The sequence below is a fragment of the Paracoccus sp. (in: a-proteobacteria) genome (assembly GCF_030538655.1).
GTDB lineage: Bacteria > Pseudomonadota > Alphaproteobacteria > Rhodobacterales > Rhodobacteraceae > Paracoccus.
The window spans coordinates 67,096-88,740 of the sequence record NZ_JAUNTO010000014.1; the positions used below are offsets into that span (position 1 = coordinate 67,096).

The following is a 21,645-nucleotide window of genomic DNA, read 5'->3' on the forward strand; positions in this document are numbered from 1 at the left end:
ATGGCGGGGCTGCAATGGCTTGCCCATGCCTGCGGCGAGGTTTACCAAAGGCCGACGCCAGACCGGGAAACCAAGCCATGAAAAATACCCTTTTTGACAAAGCGAAACTGCCCAGCCGTCACGTGACCGAAGGCCCTGCGCGCGCGCCGCATCGGTCCTATTTCTATGCGATGGGCATTTCCGAAGAAGAAATTCATTCCCCATGGGTCGGCGTTGCCACCTGCTGGAACGAGGCTGCGCCGTGCAACATCGCGCTGGCCCGTCAGGCGCAATCGGTCAAGCAGGGTGTCAAAAAAGGCGGCGGCTGTCCGCGTGAATTTACCACGATCACTGTTACCGACGGGATCGCGATGGGGCATGAGGGGATGCGGTCATCCCTCGCATCGCGTGACGCGATTGCCGACACGGTGGAACTGACCATGCGCGGGCATTGCTATGACGCGCTGGTCGGTCTTGCGGGCTGCGATAAATCGCTGCCGGGCATGATGATGGCGATGGTGCGGCTGAACGTGCCGTCGGTGTTCATCTATGGCGGCTCGATCCTGCCGGGCAAGCTGAACGGGCGCGATGTGGTCGTGCAGGACGTGTTCGAGGCCGTGGGCCAGCACGCCGCCGGGAATATGTCGGATGCGGAACTGGAAATTCTGGAACGGGTGGCTTGTCCGTCCGCCGGGGCGTGTGGAGGTCAGTTCACCGCCAACACCATGGCCTGCGTGTCCGAGGCGATCGGGCTGGCGCTGATGAATTCGTCCGGGATGCCCGCGCCTTATGAATCGCGCGACAGTTACGGGCTGGCCTCGGGTGAGGCGGTGATGGCGCTGATCGAACGCAATATCCGCGCCCGCGACGTGGTGACGCGCAAATCGCTGGAAAACGCCGCGCGGGTCGTGGCTTGCACCGGCGGGTCTACCAATGCCGGTCTGCACCTGCCCGCCATCGCGCACGAAGCCGGGATCGACTTTGACCTGTTCGACGTCTGCGATATTTTCCGCGACACGCCCTATTTCGTGAACCTGCGCCCCGGCGGTGATTATGTCGCCAAGGATCTGTATGAGGCGGGCGGCGTGCCGGTGGTGATGCGCGAATTGCGCAAGGCCGGGCTGCTGCACGAAGACTGCATCACCGCCAGCGGCAAGACCATCGGCGAAGAGCTGGACCTTGTAACGCGCGAGGCGGATGGCAAGGTGATCTATCCGGTTGAAACCCCGATCACCCCCACCGGCGGCGTCGTGGGCCTGAAGGGCAATCTTGCCCCCGAAGGTGCCATCGTCAAGGTCGCCGGGATGAAGCCCGAAGAACAGGTGTTCACCGGCCCGGCGCGGGTGTTCGAATGCGAGGAAGACGCCTTTGAGGCGGTGCAACAGCGCGCCTACAAGGAAGGCGAGGTCATCGTGATCCGCAACGAAGGCCCCGCAGGTGGCCCCGGTATGCGCGAGATGCTGGCCACGACGGCGGCGCTGTCGGGGCAGGGCATGGGCAAAAAGGTGGCGCTGATCACCGATGGCCGTTTCTCGGGCGCGACGCGCGGGTTCTGCGTCGGTCATGTCGGGCCTGAATCGGCGCATGGCGGGCCGATTGCGCTGTTGCGCGATGGCGATGTCATCACGCTGGATGCGATCAAGGGCGAAATCAGCGTCGATCTGTCCGACGATGAATTGGCGGCGCGCAAGGCGGCATGGGCCGGGCCGCGCCCGACCGACTATGCCTCGGGTGCGCTGTGGAAATATGCCAAGCTGGTCGGGGGCGCGCGGTTCGGGGCTGTGACCCATCCGGGGGCCGAGGCGGAAACGCACGTCTATATGGACCAGTAAGACCCGATGCCCGGGCACGAACAGGGTTGGCTGGCGCGGCTGTCTCGTCGTCGCGCGGCACGCGACTGGTCCTTGCTGGCCCAGAGTGCGCCGAAACTGGGGCGGGGCGAGGTCAGCCGCGCCCTGCGCGATGAAGCGCGGCAGCTACAGCGCAGCCTGCGCGACTTTCTGCGGGCGACCAGTCCGAAATCGCAGGTCGCGCAGGAAACACTGGGCACGCTGGATCTGCCTGACGGCACCGACTGGCGCTGGCGTCCGACGCTGATGGCGGCGCGGACGTGGCGGCTGGGTCTGGCCGCGCCCGACAGCGGGCGGCGGCTGGGGCAGGAAATGCGCATCTGGCACGACGGCGGGCCGGGGGCGCCGCTAATCCTGCGCCAGATCGCCAATACCGGCGCGACCGACCTTGCGCCCTTTGGGGTGGTGCTGGAAAGTTTCGGTTTTGCGGGCAGCTATGTCTCGCTGACCTTTGATCTGCCGCCGGAATCGGCGCAGGGCCTGACCCGCAGCCACATCCTGCGGATCGAGGCGCAAATCGGTGCCGAAGCCGAAGGGCAGGTGCTGATGGCCCGGCTGAACATCACCCATGGCCCGAACACCGACACTGCCACACGGGCGATGCACGCGCCCAATCCCGGCCCGGCCGAAGTGCAGGTGGCCGAATTCGATCTGTCGGAGCTGCCTATCAATGAAACCCAGATCAGCAAGCTGTGGCTGGATGTGATTCTGGATTATCCGCGCATGAATGCGCTGCATTTGCGCGATCTGATCGTATCGCGCCACCGCCGCGCCGCGCTGTAAGGGGGAACCGATGGACGAAGAAAGCGCCACCTTCGTTTCGCTGGGGCTGACCGACGGGCAGTGGTCCGGCATCCTGCGCGCCGACACGCAGCCGCAGCGGATTTTGCTGCTGCATCTGGGGCAGCCGGTGGCGCAGGCGCAGGTATCGCCTGCCGGGCCGGGGGAATGGCGGATCGCTGTGGATGTGCCGCCTGCCGTGCTGACGGATGGGTGCCACAATCTGTTGCTGATTGCCGATGCCGGTGCCGGTGCCGGGGATGAGCCGCCCCAGCCGGGTGCCGCCCGCATCGCCGCGCTGCCGATTGCCGCAGGCGCGCCGCTGGACGACGATCTGCGGGCCGAGATCGAATTGCTGCGGGCCGAGATGGAGATCATCAAGGCCGAGTTGCGCCGCATGGCGCGCGGTTAGGCCAGGCAGAACCGTTCCGCCCCAAGCTGCGTATCGGGGCAAACAGCAAGCCATGTGGATGTCACACGGCTGACACGATTGCTTGCGAAACGCAGAGGGGATGGCTATATGCGGCCTTTCCGATTTTGCTTGCGGGGATTGCCATGACCGATCTGCAAACGCCCTATTACCTGATCGACAAGGCCCGGTTGCGGCGGAATATGGAACTGGTGGCGCAACTGCGCCAAGCGTCGGGGGCCAAGGCTTTGCTGGCGCTGAAATGTTTCGCCACATGGTCGGCGTTCGATTTCATGCGCCCGTTCATGGATGGCACCACCTCGTCATCGCTGTTCGAACTGCGACTGGGGGCCGAGGAGTTCGGCGGTGAAACCCATGCCTATTCCGTCGCCTGGGCCGATCACGAGATCGATGAGGCGCTGGGCTATGCCGACAAGATCATCTTCAACAGCCTGGGGCAGTTGGATCGCTTTGGCGACAAGGCGGCGGCGCGTGGCATTGCGGTGGGCCTGCGCCTGAACCCGCGATTTTCGACCAGCGATTTCGATCTGGCCGACCCGGCCCGGCCGTTCAGCCGGTTGGGCGAATGGGATGTGGCGCGGTTGGAAAAGGCGCTGGACCGGATCAACGGCGTGATGATCCATTATAACTGCGAGAACAGCGATTTTGACCTGTTCGACCAGCAACTGGCCCGGATCGAGGCGGAATTCGGCGGCATTCTGGAACGGCTGGATTGGGTCAGCCTTGGCGGCGGCATCCACTTTACCGGCGAGGGTTATCCGCTGGACCGGCTGGCCGCGCGGCTGCGGGGCTTTGCTGATCGTTTCGGCGTTCAGGTCTATCTGGAACCGGGCGAGGCCAGCATCACCAACAGCGCCACGCTCGAGGTCAGCGTGCTGGATCTGATCCACAACGGCCGGGATGTGGCCATCGTGGACAGTTCGACCGAGGCGCATATGCTGGACCTGCTGATCTATCGTCAGGATGCCAAGCTGCCGCATCACGGCGAACATGAATATCAGATCGCGGGCAAGACCTGTCTGGCGGGCGATATTTTTGGCAACGCGCGCTTTGACGCGCCGCTGGCGGTGGGTGATCGGATCAGCATCGCTGATGCGGCTGGCTATACCATGGTCAAGAAGAACTGGTTCAACGGCGTGGCCATGCCCGCCATCGCCATCCGCGACGAGGACGGAACAATTCGCACCGCGCGCCGGTTTACCTATGATGATTACAAGGGCAGTCTGTCCTGACTCCCTCGCAGCCCCGGAAGGAGACGGAATTGGCCGACACCATCAAGAAGAACGTCCTGATTATCGGTGCGGGCGGCGTGGCGCAGGTCACGGCGCATAAGGTGGCGCAATGGGCCGCCGAATTCGGTGAACTGCACATCGCCAGCCGCACCCGTAAAAAGGCCGATGCGATTATCGCGTCCTTGCGCGAAAAGGGGCACGACATGCCCTTTGTGTCGCACAGTCTTGACGCGATGGACAGCGATGCGGTGGCGGCGCTGATCCAGCGGCTGGATGCGAAAATCTGCATCAACGTCGGTTCGGCCTTTGTGAACATGACCGTGCTGCAAGGCTGTATCGAAACCAAATGCGCCTATATCGACACGGCCATTCACGAAGACCCGACCAAGATCTGCGAAACGCCGCCGTGGTATGCGAACTATGAATGGAAGCGGCGCACTGATGTGGAAAAGGCCAGGATGACCGCTATTCTTGGTGCGGGTTTCGACCCCGGTGTGGTGAACGCCTATGCCCGCTTTGCCGAGGATGAGTATTTCGACAAGATCGAGTCGATCGACATCGTGGACATCAACGCGGGCAGCCATGGCCGCTATTTCGCGACGAATTTCGACCCCGAGATCAACTTTCGCGAATTCACCGGCACGGTTTATGCTTGGCAGGGCGGCAAGTGGACCGAGAACAAGATGTTCGAGGTCGGGCGCGAATGGGATCTGCCCGTCGTCGGCAAGCAGACTGCCTATATGTCCGGCCATGACGAGGTTCACAGCCTGTCGAACCGCTATAAGGACGCGGATGTGCGGTTCTGGATGGGCTTTGGCGCGCATTACATCAACGTCTTTACAGTGCTGAAATCACTGGGGCTTTTGTCCGAACAGCCGGTCAAGACCGCCGAGGGGGCCGAGGTCGTGCCGCTGAAGGTGGTCAAGGCGGTGCTGCCCGATCCGGCCAGCCTTGCGCCCGATTATCAGGGCAAGACCTGCATCGGCACTCAGGTCCGGGGCAGCCTGAACGGCCAGCCGGGCGAAGTGTTCGTTTATAACGTCGCCGACCACAAAGAGGCGTATAACGAGGTCGGGTCGCAGGGCATCAGCTATACCGCCGGGGTGCCGCCCGTTGCGGCGGCGATCCTGATTGCGCGCGGGGTCTGGGACGTGAAGCGCATGGTCAACGTCGAAGACCTGCCGGCACGGCCCTTTCTTGAGCTGCTGGGCGAAATGGGCCTGCCCAGCCGGGTGATCGACGCGACGGGCGATCATCCGATCTGACTTTTGGGGCAGGTTAGCAAAAATCACACGGGGCGCCCGGAACAGTGGCGCTCCGTGTGCGTTTGATTGCAAACCAGAGCGGGTAAACCGTCTGGTCAGGGGGAGTCATGCCGGGTTCTGTTCACAATTTTCCTGTTTTTCGCCAGCAACAAGACAAGCCGCGTGGGGCCGCCAACTGGGCGATTATCGGTATTTTCCTGATCCTTGCTTTTTCCGCCGTGGCCGCCGCGCGCGATTTTCTGATGCCGGTGACACTGGCTGTGCTGCTGTTTTTTGTGTTTACGCCGCTGCGGCGGTTTGCGCAGCGGCGCGGTATCCCTGACGGGATCACCGCCGCCGTGGTGACACTGGGGATTCTGGCGACGGTGGTTGTGCTGGCCTATGCCGCCTCTGGCCCGATCAATCGTGCGGCGGAAAACATGCCGACGATCAGTGACCGGCTGGAACAGAAGTTCGAAGCGGTTCAGGAATCCTTTCGCAAGGTGCAAGAGGCGGCCCAACGGATCGACGGGGCCACCACTACGGCAAACAACAATGGCGAAGGCACCACGATCACTGTTGAGCAGCAATCGGAAACCACGCTGGAATCGGTGGTGAAATTCACGCCCTCGCTGGTCAGTCAGGTCGTGTTCACCCTGTTTCTGTTGTTCTTCATGATCGCCAGCGGCGATCTGCTGTATCTGAAAATCGTGCAGAGTTTCGACACGATACGCGACAAGCGCAGCGCCTATCTGGCCCTGCGCGAGATCGAGGACAGCCTGGGCAACTATCTGGGCGCGATCACCATTATCAATGCCTGTCTGGGTCTGGCTGTCGGGCTGCTGATGTGGGCCTGGGGGATGCCCGCGCCCTTGCTTTTCGGGGTGGGGGCGTTTCTGCTGAACTTTATCCCCTATCTGGGTTCGATCACCGGCATCGTGATTTCAACGATCGTGGCGCTGGTGGTGATGCCGGATATTTTCACGCCGCTGATGGTCGGTCTCAGCTATCTGGCGCTGACCTCGCTGGAAGGGCAGTTGATAACGCCCTATTTCGTGTCGCGCCGGTTGCAGATGAATGCGGTGGTGGTGTTTCTGGCCGTGGCGCTGTGGGCGTGGCTGTGGTCGGTGCTGGGCATGGTGATCGCTGTGCCGGTTCTGGTGGTGCTGCGTGTGCTGGCTGAACATATCCCCGGCTGGCAGAAATTTGGTAATTTCCTGGCCGGCGAAGACCCGCCCGCGCTGGAAGACGAGGATGAGGAAGAAGCCCGTGATCTGGTCGAGGCCGGGGCCGGGGCGGATGATGCCGAAAATGCCGCCGCCGCGACTGAACCGCTGGACGATCCGCAACCGACGCGCGGGTAGTGGCGGGCTTGACCTGTGACGCCGTGGCTGTGACGCTGACGGCATGATGGAGGATGAAAGATGAAACTCAGTTCCCCCCTTGCACCGGGCCGGATCTCTGCCGCGTTGGCGCTGGCGGTGATGGTGGCCGCAGGTGGCGCGGTGGCGCAGACGGCCCCGGTCGAGGCACAGCAAGGCACCGCCGCGCCGGTGGCACCGCCAGAAACGCCCGTTGTCACGGTCGAGCCACAGCCCGAGGCCCCAGCGGGTGCCGCAGATCCCGCCCCGGTGCCCGAGGCCAACGCACAGCCGGAACCGGTGGCGGCCCCCGCGCCTGCGGATGTCGCGCCTGAAGGCACCCCGGCGGTGGCCCCCCCGGCTGCACAGGGTGTCGAGCCTGCCGCCGAAGACCCGGCCAGCGTTGCCGAACCGGCCACCGAACCGCAGGTGACTGATGGCGACGGCACCGCACCCGATGCCTCTAGCAGCACGGGTTGGACAGGTGGCACGGGCGGATCGCTGATCGGCACCAATCCGCAGGGGGCGGTTGGTGAATCGGTGACATGGCAGCCGCCGACCGCGCGCGGGCTGGACCTGCAAGGCGTGCCTGATCCGGTAAACTGAACCAGATGCCCGCGCACCCCGCGCGGGCATTTTCTTTCACGTTCTTTCAAGACATTGGCGGAAGGGAATGGGAGTCGAACCCACCCGCGACAGGCTCGCTGCCGCAACCGGATTTGAAGTCCGGCCGCCCCACCGGGGACGATTCCCTTCCATCTAGGTGCCGAACTGATCGACCCGATGCGGGTTGATGCGGCGCAAATCGCCGCGGCGCAAGGTTACGCCGTGGCGGTCGAAAAAGTCCAGTATTTCAATGGCGACCTTGCGGCCATTCTGCACCTGGTCACGAAATGCGGGCGCGGTGAACCAGCCGTCTTCTGCCTGCGCCGCGACATCCAGAATGATCGCCACCATTTCCGCAGTTACCTCGCGCGCGAAGAAATGATCGTGGGCGATCTGATCGGTGCGGCCCAACCGTTGCGTCAACCGCAGGACACGGCGAACCTCGCGTTCGTCCACCCCAAGTTCGGTGGCGAAATCGCGCACGCGGGGCGGGCGAAAGCGACCCTCGCCCAGCAGGGCGGGGTGGAGGCGAGAGAACAGAGCCTCGTCATCCGGCGTCAGGCGGACTTCATGCCCCGGCAGGCGGACAAAGGCGCCGTCCAGCGCGATGGCGCCCGCCTCGGCCTGTTCTCGCAGCAGCGCCAGAAAGGCGTCCTTGGGCAGACGCGGGGTCAGCAGCAGGCGCAACCTTTCGCGCCCCATGCCGGGCAGGTCAGGGTTCTCGGCGTGGAAATTGGCCAGTGTGCTCGCCAGCCCGTCACGCAGCGCGGCGGCAGCGGCGGGCGATACGGCGACCGGGCCGATCACCGGCAGCCCCTGCGGCGCAGCCATCAGCGCGCGGTCGCGGACGAAACCGGCCAGATCGACCGGGGCGATGTCAACCATCGCGGCCAGTGCGGCCGCCGCATCGGGCAGGGCGGCGGCGTCGATCAGGGCCAGCCGTTCGGGCGTTCGACGGCGGCGCGACGGCGCGCGCAGATCCAGCAAGGCACCCCCGCCGATGGTGCGGCTGGCCGACACGTCACGCAGCACAAAGCGATCACCGATGGTGGCGGCGATGGGGCGATCCAGCACCAGTTGCACCGGGCCGGTTTCGCCGGGGCTGATCGCCTCGGCCCCCAAGGGCACCACCCGCGCGCCGCATTCGGCTGCGTTGGTGTGCAGCCGGGCGGGAAACCATGCGCCGATGGCGCGCGGCTCGCCGGGCAGAATGGTCAGTTGCGCGTCGATGCGGGCGGTGGGGGCGTCCAGCACGGGGTCGCAGATGATGTCGCCGCGGCTCAGGGCGTCCTTGCTGATCGCCTCGCCCGCCAGATTGAGCGCGCAGCGTTGCCCGGCGACGGCCTGTTGCGCCGGACGGTTCTGCGCGTGGATCGAGCGGATGCGCGCGCTTAGCGCGGTGGGGCTGACCGTGACGGCATCGCCCACCACCGCCTGCCCCGACAAAACGGTGCCGGTGACGACCGTGCCCGCGCCGGTCAGCGTAAAAGCGCGGTCCACGGCCAGCCGAAACCGGCCCCCGGTGGCGCGGGCGGTCGTTTCCGCCTCGGCCTGTGCCAGCGCGTGTCTCAGGGCGGGAATACCTTCGCCAGTCAGCGCCGAAACGGGTATTACCGGCGCGTCCGCCAGCCCGGTGCCGGACAGCGCCTCGGTGATCTGCGCGATGACTTCGGCGCGGCGGGTCTCATCGGCCAGATCGGATTTCGTCAGCGCCACAATGCCACGCGTCAGGCCCAGCAGATGCAGAATGGCCAGATGTTCGCGCGTTTGGGGCATCATGCCATCGTCGGCGGCCACCACCAGCAGCGCAAGGTCGATACCGCCCGCGCCTGCCAGCATTGTGTGGATCAGGCGTTCATGCCCCGGCACATCGACAAAGCCAGTGATTGCGCCATCACCAGTGGTCCCGCCCAGATCGGCATAGGCAAAGCCAAGGTCGATGGTAATGCCGCGGGCCTTTTCCTCGGCCAGACGGTCGGTGTCGGTGCCGGTCAGCGCGCGGACCAGCGCCGTCTTGCCGTGGTCGATATGCCCCGCCGTGCCAACGATCATAGCGCGGCCAGGGCACCTGTCAGCGCCGTGTCATTCGGCAGGCAGCGCAGGTCCAGGATCAGCGCGCCGTCGCGGATATGCCCGATGATCGGTGTGGGCAGGGCGCGCAGCCGGGCCGCCAGCCGGTCGGGCGCATCGCCGCTGGTGCCGGTCAGGCGCAGGCCCGCCGAAGGGATCGTATCGACCGGCAGCGCGCCTGACCCGATCTGGCTGGCGCAGGTGCAGGGGGCGGCGGCAAAGCCGTGCGGGGCCAGCAGGGCGTCGATTGCGGGTGCCAGCCGCGCCGCCTGCGCCGCGATGTCGGCGGCGGGTCGGGCCAGCATCGCCAGCGTCGGCAGCACCTCGGTCAGACGGTCGGGGTTGCGGTAAAGACGCAGCGTCGCCTCAAGCGCGGCGATGCGGATCTTGTCCAGCCGGACTGCGCGTTTCAGCGGGTTCTTGTCGATGGCGGCAATCAGATCGGCCCGCCCGGCGATGAACCCGGCCTGCGGCCCACCCAACAGTTTGTCGCCGGAAAAGGTCACCAGATCAGCACCCTCGGCCACCGCCTCGGCCACGGTGGGTTCGCGACGCAGGCCATAGGTGGACAGATCGACCAGCGAGCCTGACCCGAGATCGTTCAACAGCGGCACCCCCGCCGCCTTTGCAATCGCGGCCAGTTCGGGGGCGGCAACCTCGGCGGTGAAGCCTTCGATCCGGTAGTTCGAGGTATGCACCTTGAGGATCAGCCCGGTGTCAGCACCAATCGCGGCGGAATAATCGCGCGGATGGGTGCGGTTGGTGGTGCCAACCTCGACCAGTTCCACGCCCGCGCGGGCCATGATGTCGGGCATCCGAAAGGCGCCGCCGATCTCGATCAGCTCGCCGCGCGAGACGATGGCCTGACGCCCGAATCCCAGCGTGTTCAGCGCGATCAGCACGGCGGCGGCGTTGTTGTTGACGACGGTGGCATCCTCGGCCCCGGTCAATTCGCAGATCAGCCCGCGCAGGTGGTCATCGCGCTTGCCACGCCCGCCGGTGGTCAGGTCGAATTCCAGCGCCAGCGGGTTGGCCATGGCAGTCACCGCCGCTGCAATCGCGGGTTCAGCCAGAATGGCGCGGCCCAGATTGGTGTGCAGAACGGTGCCCGTCAGGTTCAGCATCGGCCGCAGCGCGGTCTGCGCCGCCGCATCCAGCCGCACCCCCGCGCCCGCCGCCACATCGCCCGCCGCCCCGCCCCCACGGATGGCGGCGCGCGCCGCATCCAATTCCGCGCGGATCGCCGCCGTCGCGGCAGGGCGGCCATGGGCGGCGATCATTGCCTGCCCCGCAGCCCCGTTCAGCACCTGATCGACCGAGGGCAGGTCGCGAAAGCCCGCCATCAATAGCCCGCCAGAAACGGATTCGCCCCCGCGCGGGCAAAGGGCGTGTCCTTCATCATCACGTCCAGCCCCAGACTGGCCAGATCGTCGGCCACCGGGTCCAGCGTGGGATTGCGCGATTGATAGAGGATTTTCAGCCACTGGTTACAATCGGTGCAGCACTCGGCCCGGATCACGGCGTTTTCATCGCCTGCCGACCGATAGCTGATGCCGCCGGTCGAGCCACAGCACAGGCATTTTACCCGAACTTCGTTCCACAGGGTGGCGCATTGGGCGCAGCAGGCATAGCGCACGTTTTCGATCCCCGGCGTGCCGGTGACGACCGAACTGGCGGGCCGCCCGCCGCAAGAGGGGCAGACGCCGGTGCTGATCGGCACCAGCTTGGCCGCGTCCAGCAACGCCGCCAGCCGCGCCAGATGCACCTGCGTGGCGGCGATGGCGAACAGATGCGGGGCGATGGCGTCATCGGGGATGGTTCCGGCCAGTGCATTTTCCAGCAGCCATTGCCGGTCATCCGGCCCGGCAGCGGTTACGGCCGACAGGGTTAGCCGCGCCGGTTCCGGCATGTCCAGATCAGCCGCCGCGGTCAGCAGCGCATCCAGTGTGGCCATCAGGCCCGCATCACCGGCAAGGGCGGGGCGGTCGATCGGCGGCATCCGTGCTGCGCGGGCGGTGTCAGCCCAATCCGCCGCCACTGGCGTGGGCGCGGGCAGATCGCTGACCAGCCGCGCCTGAACGCTGCTGAGCGCGGCGATAAAGCGCAGGAAATCTGCTGCCGGGTGATCCTTGGCCAGAAAGTCGAGCCGCTTGGCGCGGTCGGAGAACAGCCGTTCGGGCTTGGGAAGAAAAACCAGCGGCGCCTGAGGGACGCCGCCGATCATTGCGGGGTTAGGTTCGAATGTATCGCTCATTTTGCCTTTCGGGCCGACCGGCCACAGCAAGGTTGCAGTTGGTGCTTATTCTGCCGGACCGTGGTGATCGCGTCCAGAGCTTCGCGCGCTTTGACGATCCGCCAGTTCCCGCAGCCATTTGCGGTGGTGCCGCCACGCCCAACCGCCGGTCACGCTGCCGGTGGTCATCGCGCTGAGCGTGCCGCGTGTCCAGATGGCCGCATAGACGTGCAGGATGAAGGTCAGGATAATCAGCACCGCCGCAACGGCATGAACCAACAGGGCAATGCGTCGCACCGGGATCGACACCAGACCGCCGAAATACTGTTCCCAGATCATGACGCCGGTCACGATCAGCACCAGAATCAGCACCGACATGGCCCAGAACACCCCCTTTTGCCCGGCGTTGTATTTGCCAAGCTCGGGCAGGTTGTGTTCGTTGCCCTGCACCACGTCGCCGATATTGGCGACCCAGGTGGTATCCTCGGGCTTGGGCAGGTTCAGGCGCCACAGTTGCAGGAACAGCAACAGAAAGCTGAAGAACAGCAGGATACCCACGAACGGATGCAGCCAGCGGGTCATCTGGCCACCGCCGAACAGGTTCGTCAGCCAGAACAGCGACGGGTCGAACAGGGCAAGCCCCGACAACAACAGCACGATCAGGCTGCCCGCCGTGACCCAGTGGTTCAGGCGGGTGATCCCCCGGTAACGGCTGACCGTCACCGGGGTGCGCGATTCGATGTGATCGCCACGTTCTGAATAGATCGGTTTCATACGTGATCCCCCCGCGACGGAATTTGCGGGTCTTCGGCATCCACCAGATGTTCGGCGGCGCGATCATCCTCGGGTTCGACCTCATTCGGGCGGGCGAACAGCCCGTGCAGGACCGAGCCGACCGCCGCCAGACCGATGGCCGCCAGACCAACGGTCTTGGTTGCCCCCTTCCAGCCCTGAACCACGCCCGAAATCTTGGGTTCATCGGGCAGGTCGGCGTAGATCGCCGGCTTGTCCGCGTGGTGCAGCACATACATGACATGCGTGCCGCCGACGCCCGCGGGGTCATAGATGCCCGCGTTGTCGTAACCGCGCGATTTCAGATCCTCGACCCGCGTTTCGGCATGAGCCAGCATATCTTCTTTGGTGCCAAAGATGATCGCCTCGGTCGGGCAGGCCTTGGCGCAGGCCGGACCTTGACCCACCGCAACCCGATCCGAACACAGGGTGCATTTCTTGGCCACATGTGCGGTCTGGCTGATACGCGGGATGTCGAAGGGGCAACCGGCCACGCAATATCCGCAGCCGATGCAGTTGTCGCTGATGAAATCGACGATGCCATTGGAATATTGCACGATCGCGCCGGGGGCCGGACATGCCTTGAGGCAGCCGGGGTCTTCGCAATGCATGCAGCCGTCCTTGCGGATCAGCCATTCCAGATCGCTGGTTTCCGGGTTCACCCATTCGCTGAACCGCATCAGGGTGAACATTTCCGGCGTCAGATCGGCGGGGTTCGTGTAAACCCCGACGTTTGTGCCGATGTCGGGCAGCGTATCGTTCCATTCGGCACAGGCCGACTGGCACGCCTTGCAGCCGATACATTTCGACACGTCGATCAGCTTGGCCACCTTGTCCAACTGCCGGGTAGGTTCCGGCACGTTGCGGGTGGCCGAGATGCGCACCACGTCGCCGGGGCCGAAGTTGGTTTCCATCGGCTGAACCGGTGGGTTCGACATGGCGGCGTTAATATGAGGCTGGGTCGTCATGCCACCGGCTCCCCTGTTGCGGGCTCAATATTGACGAGGAACGCCTTGAATTCAGGTGTTTCCACGTTGGCATCGCCGACAAATGGCGTGAGGGTGTTAGGCCCCCAGCCCTTTTTCGCCGCGCCCATAAAGCCCCAGTGCAGCGGGATGCCGATCACATGGACGGTTTTCCCGTCCACCTGCAACGGCCTGATCCGTTTCGTCACCACGGCCTTGGCCCAGACCTGCCCCCGCTTGCCCCAGACGCGGACACGCCCGCCGCGTTCGATGCCGCGTTCTGCCGCCAGTTCCTCGCTGATTTCCACAAAGAATTCAGGCTGCAACGCCGAGTTGATGACGTTGTGCTTGGTCCAGTAGTGGAAATGTTCCGTCAGGCGGTAAGAGGTGCCGACATAGGGGAATTCGTCCGAGGTGCCAAAGGTCGCCACATCGGATTCGAACACCCGTGCCACCGGGTTCCCGACCATCCGCGCGTTGAACGGGTTCGCGATGGGCGATTCGAACGGCTCCATATGCGTGGGGAACGGGCCGTCGCGCATCATGCCCCGCGTGAACAGGCGCGAGACGCCTTCGGGGTTCATGATGAACGGTCCCACATCGCGTGGGTTTGCCGTCGGCGCAATGTCGGGCACGTCGTAACCTTCCCACCGCTCGCCATTCCACTCGATCAGCTTGCGGGTCGGATCCCATGCCTTGCCGTTAATATCCGCCGAAGCCCGGTTATACAGGATGCGGCGGTTCGCGGGCCAGGCAAAGGACCAGTTCAGATAGGTGCCGGCGTCGTCGGGGTCGTGATTGTCCCGGCGGGCCATCATATTGCCTTCTTCCGTCCAGGAACCGGAATATATCCAGCAGGCAGCCATGGTCGAACCATCGTCGCGCAACTGGCCAAAGCCGGACACCTGCTGGCCGGGTTCCAGCAGAACCCTGGTCGGATCGGCAGGGTCAAAGACCTGCGTCAGCGCCCGGCCGTTCATTTCCCGCGACAACTCACCCGCTTTGGGATCGCCGGGGTCGGCATAATCCCATTGCAGGTTCAGGATCGGGTCGGGGAAGACCCCGCCTTCATCCTCATACAGCTTGCGCAGGCGCAGGTGGATTTGCGCCATGATCCAGGTGTCATGCTTGGCCTGACCCGGCGGGGTTGCCCCCGGCCAGTGCCATTGCAGCCAGCGGCCCGAGTTGACCAGCGCGCCTTCATCCTCGGCAAAGCAGGTCGTGGGCAGTTCGATCACCTCGGTCTGGATCGAGGCCGTGTCCACGGGGTTGTAATCCCCATGGTTTTCCCAGAAATGCGCCGTCTCGGTTTCCAGCGGGTCCATGACGACCAGCAGTTTCACCTTTGACAGACCCGTCGTCATCTTGCCGCGGTTGGGGAAGGCCATCAGCGGGTTGAAGCCCTGACAGAAGTAAATGTTTACCTTGTCCTGGTTCATCAACTCGCCCATGCGCAGGATGTCATAGGTGGGCACATCCAGCTTGGGCAGGTAATGATAGGCCCAGCTATTTTCCGCCGTGGCATGTTCCCCCCACATGGACTTCATAAAGCTGACCATGAATTTGGGGTAGTTCTGCCAATAGCTGGTCTGCCCCGGCCGCAGCGGCCGGAACTGGCGCGAGGACATGTAGGTTTCCCAATCCGGCTCGCGTTCGGTCGGCATTTGCAGATAGCCGGGGATCAGGTTCGACATCAGGCCGACATCGGTCAGACCCTGAATGTTCGAATGCCCCCGCAGCGCGTTCATGCCGCCGCCGCGCACACCGATGTTGCCCAGAATCAACTGGATCATCGCCATGCCGCGGATGTTCTGCGCCCCCTTGGAATGCTGCGTCCAGCCAAGCGCATACATCGAAGTCATCGTCTTGTCCGGCGTGGAACACTCGCCGATCATCTGACAGATGGTCAGGAATTTATCGCGCGGGGTGCCGGTCATCCGCTCGACGAATTCCGGCGTATAGACATCGACATGCGCTTTCAGCAGGTTCCAGACGCAACGCGGGTTCTGCAAGGTTTCGTCAACCATCGCATAGCCGTCGTCACCGATCTGATAATCCCAGCTGGCCTTGTCATAGTCGCGCTTGGCTTCGTCATAGCCGGTGAACAGGCCGTCGGACCAGCCGAATTCATCCTTGACCAGATAGGCTGCGTTGGTGAAGGCGCGGACGTAATCCCATTGCACCTTGTCGTTTTCGATCAGCCAGCGGATCACGCCCATCAGGAACACGATGTCGCTGCCCGGACGGATCGGCGCATAGTAATCCGACACGGATGCCGTGCGGTTATAGCGCGGATCGACCACGATCAGCTTGGCGCCGCGATTCGCCTTGGCGTGCGTCACCCATTTAAAGCCGCAGGGATGTGCCTCGGCTGCGTTACCGCCCATGACGATAACAAGGTCAGTATTCTTAATATCGGTCCAAGCGTTCGTCATCGCTCCGCGGCCAAAGGTCGGGCCCAAACTGGACACCGTGGGGCCGTGTCAAACGCGCGCCTGGTTATCGAATCCGACGATCCCCATGGACCGGACCACTTTCCAGGTCAGCCATGCGGTTTCGTTTGTGGTGGCCGAGGCGGCCAGAAAACCAGTCGTCGTCCAGCGGTTCACCGGAACGCCGTTTTCGTTCGACACCACCATATTGGCATCGCGGTCGTCTTTCAGCGCGCGGGCGATCTTGTCCAGCGCCTCGTCCCAGGTGATTTCCTCGAAACGGTCGCTGCCGGGTTTGCGCAGACGCGGAACGGTCAGGCGGGTCGGTGCCTTGACGAAATCCTTCAGCGCCGCGCCCTTGGGGCACAGCGTGCCGCGGTTCGTCGGGTGATCGGCGTCACCTTCGATATGCAGCAGTTCCGCATGTTCGCCGGCTTTCACATCGCCGCGCGAATACAGGATGACCCCGCAGGCGACCGAGCAATAGGGGCAGGTGTTGCGGGTTTCGGTGGTGGTGGTCAGCTTGAAGTCGCGCACATGCGCGGCCACCGCCGCCTCTGCCTCGCCAAAGCCCAAGGCCCCCAGCGAAGTCGCCGCCACCCCCGCGCCCGTCAGCCGTAAGAAACTGCGACGCGAAAGGTCGATGTTCATGTTGACCCTCCTCTATGCCTGTCATCAATGATGGGTATCTTTCATGGTGCTGCCGTCAGGGGGGAAATGTCAAGGCAAACAAAGGTAAACCTGTATAGAAGGGCAGGTTTCCTGCGGCCGGTGGACAGGGCTGCCGTGGCAGGTTAGCACAAGCGCGCCCCGCCAAAAGGAGAAGCCCATGTTCACCATCGCCACCTGGAACATCAACTCGGTGCGCCTGCGCGAAGGGCTGGTCGCCCGGCTGCTGACCGAGGAAATGCCCGACATCCTCTGTCTTCAGGAAATCAAAAGCCCGGTGGACAAGATCCCGTTAGATGCGTTCCGCGCGCTTGGCTATGCTCATATCGTGGCGCGGGGGCAAAAGGGCTATAACGGTGTGGCGATCCTGTCGAAGCTGCCGATTGCCGACGCGGGCGACCGTGATTATGCCGGGCTGGGTCATGCCCGCCACGTCGCGGCGCGGCTGGAAAATGGCGTGGTGATCCATAACTTCTACGTCCCCGCAGGCGGCGATATTCCCGACCGCGAGGTGAATGTGAAATTCGGGCAAAAGCTGGATTTCCTGACCGAGATGCGCGATGCCTTTCACGCTGATCGCCCCGAACGCGCCATCATGGTGGGCGATCTGAACATCGCCCCGCGCGAGGATGATGTCTGGAATCACAAGGCGCTGCTGAAAATCGTCAGCCACACGCCCATCGAGGTCGAGCATCTGGGCGCGGCGCAGGACGCCGGAGCCTGGGTCGATGTGACGCGCAAGAACATCCCCGAGGGCAAGCTTTATTCCTGGTGGTCATACCGCGCCCGCGACTGGGATGCGGCGGACAAGGGGCGGCGGCTGGATCATATCTGGGCCACGCCCGACATTGCCAATGCCGCACATAACAGCCGAATTCTGCGCCCGGTGCGCGGCTGGGAACAGCCGTCCGATCATGTGCCGGTGCTGGCGTCCTTCGATTTGTGAGAGGCGGCCCAAAGGCGCGCATCGGGGCAAACAGGCCGCGGCCTCGTCTTTCGTTTGAAAATATCCCGCTGGGGGTCCGGGGGGCGCGCAGCCCCCCGGCTTTACTGACGCAGCGCGCGCAACGCCTCGGTTTCCTCGGTGGGGTCCAGCGGATCGCCTGCGCCCATATCGGCCAGTGCGGCATCCAGCCCCTCGATTTCGGACGAGGCCGGGACATAGCCATCGGCGGATTGCCCGAAGTCAGTGGCAAAGCGATTGCTCCAGCCACCATTTTCGCGGCAGGCGACAGCGACGACGGCGGTCTGGGCCGTGCCGTGTCGTTCATATTCCCGGCAGATCGTGCCATCGGCGATGCGATAGCTGGCGATTGCCGTAAACTCGCCGTCCTCCAGCACGGTGCCCTCGCCCGAGGGCACGCCCTCAAGCGCGGCGATCAGCGGTGCGGACAGCCCGCCGGGGGCCGGGGTCGGGCCAGGGCCGAACAGCCCGGCGGCATAGCCAATCATGACAGCCGCCGCCGCGACCGAGGCCGCGATGGCGGCGGGCCGCCAGTCGCGGTTGGCCGGGGCAGGGGGTGTCTGTGCCGTTATCGCCCTTGCCGCGCCGGGCGTGGCGGTGGCCGCGATACTTGCGGCGCGGATGCGGGCGATCAGGGCGCTGTCGTCATGCGCGGGCAGGGGCGGGGCAGAGGCCGACAATGCCGCACGGGTGGCGCGGAACAGATCGGCCCGCGCGGCCAGCGCGGGGTCGGCGGCGATGGCCGCTGCGACGGCGCGGGCCTCGGCCTCGTTCAGTTCGCCATCCGCGAACGCCATCAGCATTTCATCGCTTACCTGCATGTCAGACTGTCCTGTTCATCGCTTCTTGTTCGGCATACGCAGGCCGCCACGGATTATTCCGCATGATTTTCACCACACACCCTGAAACGTCATCCGTCCATGCCCATTTTGCGCGCCAGGGCCAACCGCGCGCGGGAAAGCCGGCTCATCACCGTGCCCTTGGGGATGTCCAGCACCTCGGCTGCCTCGGCATAGGACAGTTCATCGACGCAGATCAGGTGCAGGATTTCGCGTTGTTCGGCGGGCAGTGTTTCCATGGCGGCCCATGCGGTTTCCAGCATCAGCCGCGCCTCGATCCCGGCGCCGGGGTCATGGGGCAGCGCCTCGGGGGTTTCGTGAACGTCAATGCCGGTGCCTGCGGTGCGGGCGCGGCGGGTCATGTCGATAAAGGCGTTGCGCATGATGCGGAACAGCCACGGCTGCATCCGGGTCGAGCGATCAAAGCGCGCCGCGTTGCTGATCGCGCGCTCGACGGTGATCTGCACCAGATCGTCGGCCACATCGGCCCGGCGCGACAGCGACAGGCCGAACCGCCGCAGGCTGGGCAGGTGCTGCACGAGTTCCTCGCCGAAGTCTTTGTCCATCGGTGTGCCTCCGGCGAAAACGTGGTAACGGTCGATACCGGGGAATATTTCCTTTAATCTTGCGTTCATGTCCATATGTCAGGGGAATTTGTCATGATCCGCCATCCGCTGGTGCTTTTTATGCTGTCGCTGATGCTGGGATTGGGGACCGGCGGTTGGGATGATCGCGGAATGCCGGTTCTGTCCATGGCCTGGGCTGATGATGATGACGATGACAACGATGGTGGCGGCACGGGCGGCGGCTCAGCTCGCAGTGGTGGCAATGGCGGTGCTGTGGGCACGACCCGTGGTCCCGGCCAAAACTGGGGCAGCGGCGGGCAGCGCCGGACCATCCAGCGCCAGCCCGCCCCACGTCAGCCGCGTGCACAGCCGACCCGTCGTGCCCCGGCCGCCGTGCCCGCACCGCCCCCGCCGACGCGGGCCGAGAACGAGATTATCGCCCGTGGCTTGAATGAGGCGCAACTGACCGCGCTGGAGGCCGAGGGCTACAGCATCATCCTGCGGCGTGATCTGGCGGGGGGGCAGTCGCTGGTCCGCCTGCGCAAGCCCGCTGCGGTCACGATGGACGATGCCCGCGCCGCGATTGCCGCGCTGCCGGGGGTGACGGCGGATTTCAACCATTTCTACCGCCCCGAGGCGACGGCGGGTTGTTCCGGCGACGACTGTCTGATCCGCACCATGGTCGAATGGCCGACCAATGTTCAGTGTGGCGCCGCGCCGGTTATCGGCATGATCGACACCGGGCTGAACGAATCTCATGATGCGCTGTCGCAGGCCCGGATCACCCTGCACCGGATCGAAGATATTGAGGGCGTTGCCCAGTCCGACAAGGTTCACGGCACCGGCGTTGCCGCGCTGCTGGTGGGGGATGCGGATTCGCGCACCCCCGGTCTGGTGCCGCATATGCCGCTGATTGCGGTGGATGCCTTTCACAAATCCGCCAGCGACGAACGCGCCGATGCTTTTGCTCTGGTGCAGGGGCTGGACTGGCTGGCGGAACAGGATGTCCGCATCGTGAACATGAGCCTTGCCGGGCCGATGAACGATCTGCTGTCGGAAAAGGTCGGACAGTTGGACGACCGTAATATCCTGATCGTCGCCGCTGCCGGAAATGCCGGGCCGCGCGCCGCACCGTCCTTTCCCGCCGCTTTTGACCGGGTGTTGGCGGTGACGGCGGTGGACCGGCGCGGGCAGGCCTATCGCCGCGCCTCGCGCGGGGGGCATATCGACCTGGCGGCGCCGGGGGTCGAGGTATGGACCGCCGCCTCAATCAGGGGCGCGCGCCCCCAGACCGGCACATCCTTTGCCGCGCCGTTCGTGACCGCTGCCGCCGCACTGATGTTGCAGGAAAACCCTGACCTGACCCCGGCAGACCTGCGCGACCGCCTGCGCAGCAGCGCCCGTGATCTGGGGGCCGAGGGGCAGGACGACATCTATGGCCACGGCCTGCTGACCTTGCCGCAGGTGTGTGGTGGAACGAAAGAGCCGCAACCAGAAGCGGCTGCCCCCCGCAGAGAAACCAGCCGCGCGCCGGACCCAAGCAGCAGCGAACCCGCCCCGGATGAGTGATGCGGCATTGAAACCGGCCTGTCGGGGTCAAGAGATGGTCGCTCATCCCCCCAAGGCGACAGAGCCGCCGCGCAATCACGTGTTCTGAAACGAAACCATGGCGACCCCGGCAGGACTTGAACCTGTAATCTGCCCCCAGGCTGCGGACCTATACCTTCATCTGATTTTGTTTAATTATTTGTCTCTGATTTGAGGGTTGGAGGCAAGGGAATGGTAAAAGGCTCTCTGTTTTGGCTATCGGATGGCGCATGGGCAGCATTTGAACCTCACTTGCCGCATGGCATGTCCGTCAAGCCGCGTGTAGATGAGAGAGGCGGATCAGAAAACAGTCCGGGGGACTAGTTTTCCCGACGAACGAGAGATCTCCGGTATTCTTCATGCTCTGAAGGTTGGTTGCCGATGCGTGATATTCCTGTTGAGTACGGACCCGCAAAAACAATCCACAACGGCTATCATCGCTGGTCACAACGACGCATCTGGCATTGCATTTTTGAGCAGATGGCGGCGTCCGGACCCGTTCCCGAAGAGCTTTCATCGGGCAGCACTCACGTCAAAGCCCATCGTTCGGCACAAGGCTCAAAAGGGGGGCGCAAGCGATTGTCACGTCACGTGGAGTAAAATAAAGAAAAATCAATTCGCTGACTGATGGTCGCGGCAGGCCGGTCGCCTTTGTCCTGACGCCCGGCAATGTCGCTGACATCACAATGGCCGTTCCGTTGGAGATCGCCAATCCCACCAGAGGGTGCTGGCTGACAAGGCCTATGATGCCGACGGTCTGCGCCAGTGGCTGAGCAGGGCAAGGATCAAGACCGTAATCCCATCTTCCGCCGCGCGCAGAACGCCATATCCGCTCGATAGAAAAGCTTATCGAAGGCGCAATGTCATCGAACGGCTCTTTTGCAGGCTTAAGAACTGGCCAATCGTCGGGAAAACAGTCCCCTGGACTGTTTTCTGATCCTCCTCATATACTGCAACACGATACGATCGCCTCGCCAAAAACTATATATCGGCTGACCTGCCCCCCGTTCGTCCCTCGTTCATAACAAGAGTCCTTGGGGTTGATA

19 protein-coding genes and 1 tRNA gene are annotated in these 21,645 nt (G+C 64.1%); 11 read left to right on the forward strand and 9 right to left on the reverse strand.

Annotated features, from left to right (window positions below; all coding sequences use genetic code 11):
* Window positions 1–77 precede the first annotated feature (77 nt).
* The 7 genes from ilvD to Q4G22_RS10780 all read left to right on the forward strand — a co-directional run bounded on the left by ilvD (window position 78) and on the right by Q4G22_RS10780 (window position 7,482).
* Window positions 78–1,811, forward strand: coding sequence for a dihydroxy-acid dehydratase (gene ilvD / locus Q4G22_RS10750; RefSeq protein ID WP_303385903.1), 1,734 nt, complete (start codon window positions 78–80; stop codon window positions 1,809–1,811).
* A gap of 6 nt (window positions 1,812–1,817) precedes the next feature.
* Complete coding sequence (locus tag Q4G22_RS10755; protein WP_303385904.1) at window positions 1,818–2,612, forward strand: DUF6478 family protein; 795 nt, start codon at window positions 1,818–1,820, stop codon at window positions 2,610–2,612.
* 10 nt (window positions 2,613–2,622) lie between these two features.
* Window positions 2,623–3,021: a hypothetical protein gene (locus Q4G22_RS10760; RefSeq protein WP_303385905.1), complete on the forward strand. Its 399-nt coding sequence runs from the start codon at window positions 2,623–2,625 to the stop codon at window positions 3,019–3,021.
* Between the two features lie 143 nt (window positions 3,022–3,164).
* The gene (gene nspC, locus Q4G22_RS10765; protein WP_303385906.1) at window positions 3,165–4,271 is read left to right on the forward strand and encodes a carboxynorspermidine decarboxylase; all 1,107 of its coding nucleotides are present in this window, start codon (window positions 3,165–3,167) and stop codon (window positions 4,269–4,271) included.
* Window positions 4,272–4,312: 41 nt separating this feature from the next.
* Window positions 4,313–5,536, forward strand: a complete 1,224-nt coding sequence (locus Q4G22_RS10770) for a saccharopine dehydrogenase family protein (protein WP_303385921.1) — start codon at window positions 4,313–4,315, stop codon at window positions 5,534–5,536.
* Window positions 5,537–5,643: 107 nt separating this feature from the next.
* Window positions 5,644–6,879, forward strand: coding sequence for an AI-2E family transporter (locus Q4G22_RS10775; protein ID WP_303385907.1), 1,236 nt, complete (start codon window positions 5,644–5,646; stop codon window positions 6,877–6,879).
* A 60-nt stretch (window positions 6,880–6,939) separates the two neighbouring features.
* Complete coding sequence (locus Q4G22_RS10780; protein ID WP_303385908.1) at window positions 6,940–7,482, forward strand: hypothetical protein; 543 nt, start codon at window positions 6,940–6,942, stop codon at window positions 7,480–7,482.
* A 55-nt stretch (window positions 7,483–7,537) separates the two neighbouring features.
* Here the strand turns inward: Q4G22_RS10780 and Q4G22_RS10785 are convergent.
* The 7 genes from Q4G22_RS10785 to fdnG form a co-directional block, all read right to left on the reverse strand.
* Window positions 7,538–7,633 (reverse strand) — tRNA-Sec (locus tag Q4G22_RS10785).
* 2 nt (window positions 7,634–7,635) lie between these two features.
* Window positions 7,636–9,534: a selenocysteine-specific translation elongation factor gene (selB, locus tag Q4G22_RS10790; protein ID WP_303385909.1), complete on the reverse strand. Its 1,899-nt coding sequence runs from the start codon at window positions 9,532–9,534 to the stop codon at window positions 7,636–7,638.
* A complete protein-coding gene (gene selA, locus Q4G22_RS10795; protein ID WP_303385910.1) occupies window positions 9,531–10,895 on the reverse strand; it encodes an L-seryl-tRNA(Sec) selenium transferase in 1,365 nt (454 codons plus the stop codon). Before selA ends, selB begins: the two co-directional genes overlap by 4 nt.
* On the reverse strand, window positions 10,895–11,806 hold the full coding sequence (gene fdhE / locus Q4G22_RS10800) for a formate dehydrogenase accessory protein FdhE (RefSeq protein ID WP_303385911.1): 912 nt from the start codon (window positions 11,804–11,806) through the stop codon (window positions 10,895–10,897). The genes selA and fdhE overlap by 1 nt, the downstream gene beginning before the upstream one ends.
* Window positions 11,807–11,851: 45 nt before the next feature.
* Entirely contained in the window at window positions 11,852–12,559 is a 708-nt protein-coding gene (locus tag Q4G22_RS10805; RefSeq protein WP_303385912.1) for a formate dehydrogenase subunit gamma, read from the reverse strand.
* Window positions 12,556–13,545, reverse strand: coding sequence for a formate dehydrogenase subunit beta (gene fdxH / locus Q4G22_RS10810; RefSeq protein WP_303385913.1), 990 nt, complete (start codon window positions 13,543–13,545; stop codon window positions 12,556–12,558). The genes Q4G22_RS10805 and fdxH overlap by 4 nt, the downstream gene beginning before the upstream one ends.
* Entirely contained in the window at window positions 13,542–16,625 is a 3,084-nt protein-coding gene (gene fdnG / locus Q4G22_RS10815) for a formate dehydrogenase-N subunit alpha (protein ID WP_303385914.1), read from the reverse strand. Before fdnG ends, fdxH begins: the two co-directional genes overlap by 4 nt.
* Window positions 16,626–16,803: 178 nt before the next feature.
* On the opposite strand from fdnG, the gene Q4G22_RS10820 reads away from it, so the two are divergent.
* Window positions 16,804–17,589 (forward strand): exodeoxyribonuclease III, encoded by a 786-nt coding sequence (locus Q4G22_RS10820; RefSeq protein ID WP_303385915.1) that lies wholly within the window; start codon window positions 16,804–16,806, stop codon window positions 17,587–17,589.
* A 101-nt stretch (window positions 17,590–17,690) separates the two neighbouring features.
* Here the strand turns inward: Q4G22_RS10820 and Q4G22_RS10825 are convergent, their stop codons facing one another.
* Window positions 17,691–18,428 (reverse strand): hypothetical protein, encoded by a 738-nt coding sequence (locus tag Q4G22_RS10825; protein WP_303385916.1) that lies wholly within the window; start codon window positions 18,426–18,428, stop codon window positions 17,691–17,693.
* An 89-nt stretch (window positions 18,429–18,517) separates the two neighbouring features.
* Entirely contained in the window at window positions 18,518–19,081 is a 564-nt protein-coding gene (locus Q4G22_RS10830) for an RNA polymerase sigma factor (RefSeq protein WP_368661474.1), read from the reverse strand.
* 24 nt (window positions 19,082–19,105) lie between these two features.
* On the opposite strand from Q4G22_RS10830, the gene Q4G22_RS10835 reads away from it, so the two are divergent.
* The 3 genes from Q4G22_RS10835 to Q4G22_RS15730 all read left to right on the forward strand — a co-directional run bounded on the left by Q4G22_RS10835 (window position 19,106) and on the right by Q4G22_RS15730 (window position 21,536).
* Window positions 19,106–20,581, forward strand: a complete 1,476-nt coding sequence (locus Q4G22_RS10835) for a S8 family serine peptidase (RefSeq protein ID WP_303385917.1) — start codon at window positions 19,106–19,108, stop codon at window positions 20,579–20,581.
* 399 nt (window positions 20,582–20,980) lie between these two features.
* Window positions 20,981–21,199 carry a hypothetical protein gene (locus Q4G22_RS10840; protein ID WP_303385918.1) on the forward strand — a complete coding sequence of 73 codons (219 nt, stop codon included), beginning with the start codon at window positions 20,981–20,983 and terminating at the stop codon, window positions 21,197–21,199.
* Window positions 21,200–21,323: 124 nt separating this feature from the next.
* Window positions 21,324–21,536 carry a transposase gene (locus Q4G22_RS15730; protein WP_368661475.1) on the forward strand — a complete coding sequence of 71 codons (213 nt, stop codon included), beginning with the start codon at window positions 21,324–21,326 and terminating at the stop codon, window positions 21,534–21,536.
* Window positions 21,537–21,645 lie beyond the last annotated feature (109 nt).

Bases quoted from the DNA above. Each gene is read 5' to 3' on its own strand.
- Q4G22_RS10780 (WP_303385908.1), top strand. From the start codon at position 6,940: ATGAAACTCAGTTCCCCCCTTGCACCGGGCCGGATCTCTGCCGCGTTG.
- Q4G22_RS10755 (WP_303385904.1), top strand. From the start codon at position 1,818: ATGCCCGGGCACGAACAGGGTTGGCTGGCGCGGCTGTCTCGTCGTCGC.
- Q4G22_RS10835 (WP_303385917.1), top strand. From the start codon at position 19,106: ATGATCCGCCATCCGCTGGTGCTTTTTATGCTGTCGCTGATGCTGGGA.
- selB (WP_303385909.1), bottom strand. From the start codon at position 9,534: ATGATCGTTGGCACGGCGGGGCATATCGACCACGGCAAGACGGCGCTG.
- ilvD (WP_303385903.1), top strand. From the start codon at position 78: ATGAAAAATACCCTTTTTGACAAAGCGAAACTGCCCAGCCGTCACGTG.
- Q4G22_RS10820 (WP_303385915.1), top strand. From the start codon at position 16,804: ATGTTCACCATCGCCACCTGGAACATCAACTCGGTGCGCCTGCGCGAA.
- fdhE (WP_303385911.1), bottom strand. From the start codon at position 11,806: ATGAGCGATACATTCGAACCTAACCCCGCAATGATCGGCGGCGTCCCT.
- Q4G22_RS10805 (WP_303385912.1), bottom strand. From the start codon at position 12,559: ATGAAACCGATCTATTCAGAACGTGGCGATCACATCGAATCGCGCACC.
- Q4G22_RS10775 (WP_303385907.1), top strand. From the start codon at position 5,644: ATGCCGGGTTCTGTTCACAATTTTCCTGTTTTTCGCCAGCAACAAGAC.
- nspC (WP_303385906.1), top strand. From the start codon at position 3,165: ATGACCGATCTGCAAACGCCCTATTACCTGATCGACAAGGCCCGGTTG.
- selA (WP_303385910.1), bottom strand. From the start codon at position 10,895: ATGGCGGGCTTTCGCGACCTGCCCTCGGTCGATCAGGTGCTGAACGGG.
- Q4G22_RS10830 (WP_368661474.1), bottom strand. From the start codon at position 19,081: ATGAACGCAAGATTAAAGGAAATATTCCCCGGTATCGACCGTTACCAC.
- Q4G22_RS10760 (WP_303385905.1), top strand. From the start codon at position 2,623: ATGGACGAAGAAAGCGCCACCTTCGTTTCGCTGGGGCTGACCGACGGG.
- fdxH (WP_303385913.1), bottom strand. From the start codon at position 13,545: ATGACGACCCAGCCTCATATTAACGCCGCCATGTCGAACCCACCGGTT.
- Q4G22_RS10825 (WP_303385916.1), bottom strand. From the start codon at position 18,428: ATGCAGGTAAGCGATGAAATGCTGATGGCGTTCGCGGATGGCGAACTG.
- Q4G22_RS10840 (WP_303385918.1), top strand. From the start codon at position 20,981: ATGCGTGATATTCCTGTTGAGTACGGACCCGCAAAAACAATCCACAAC.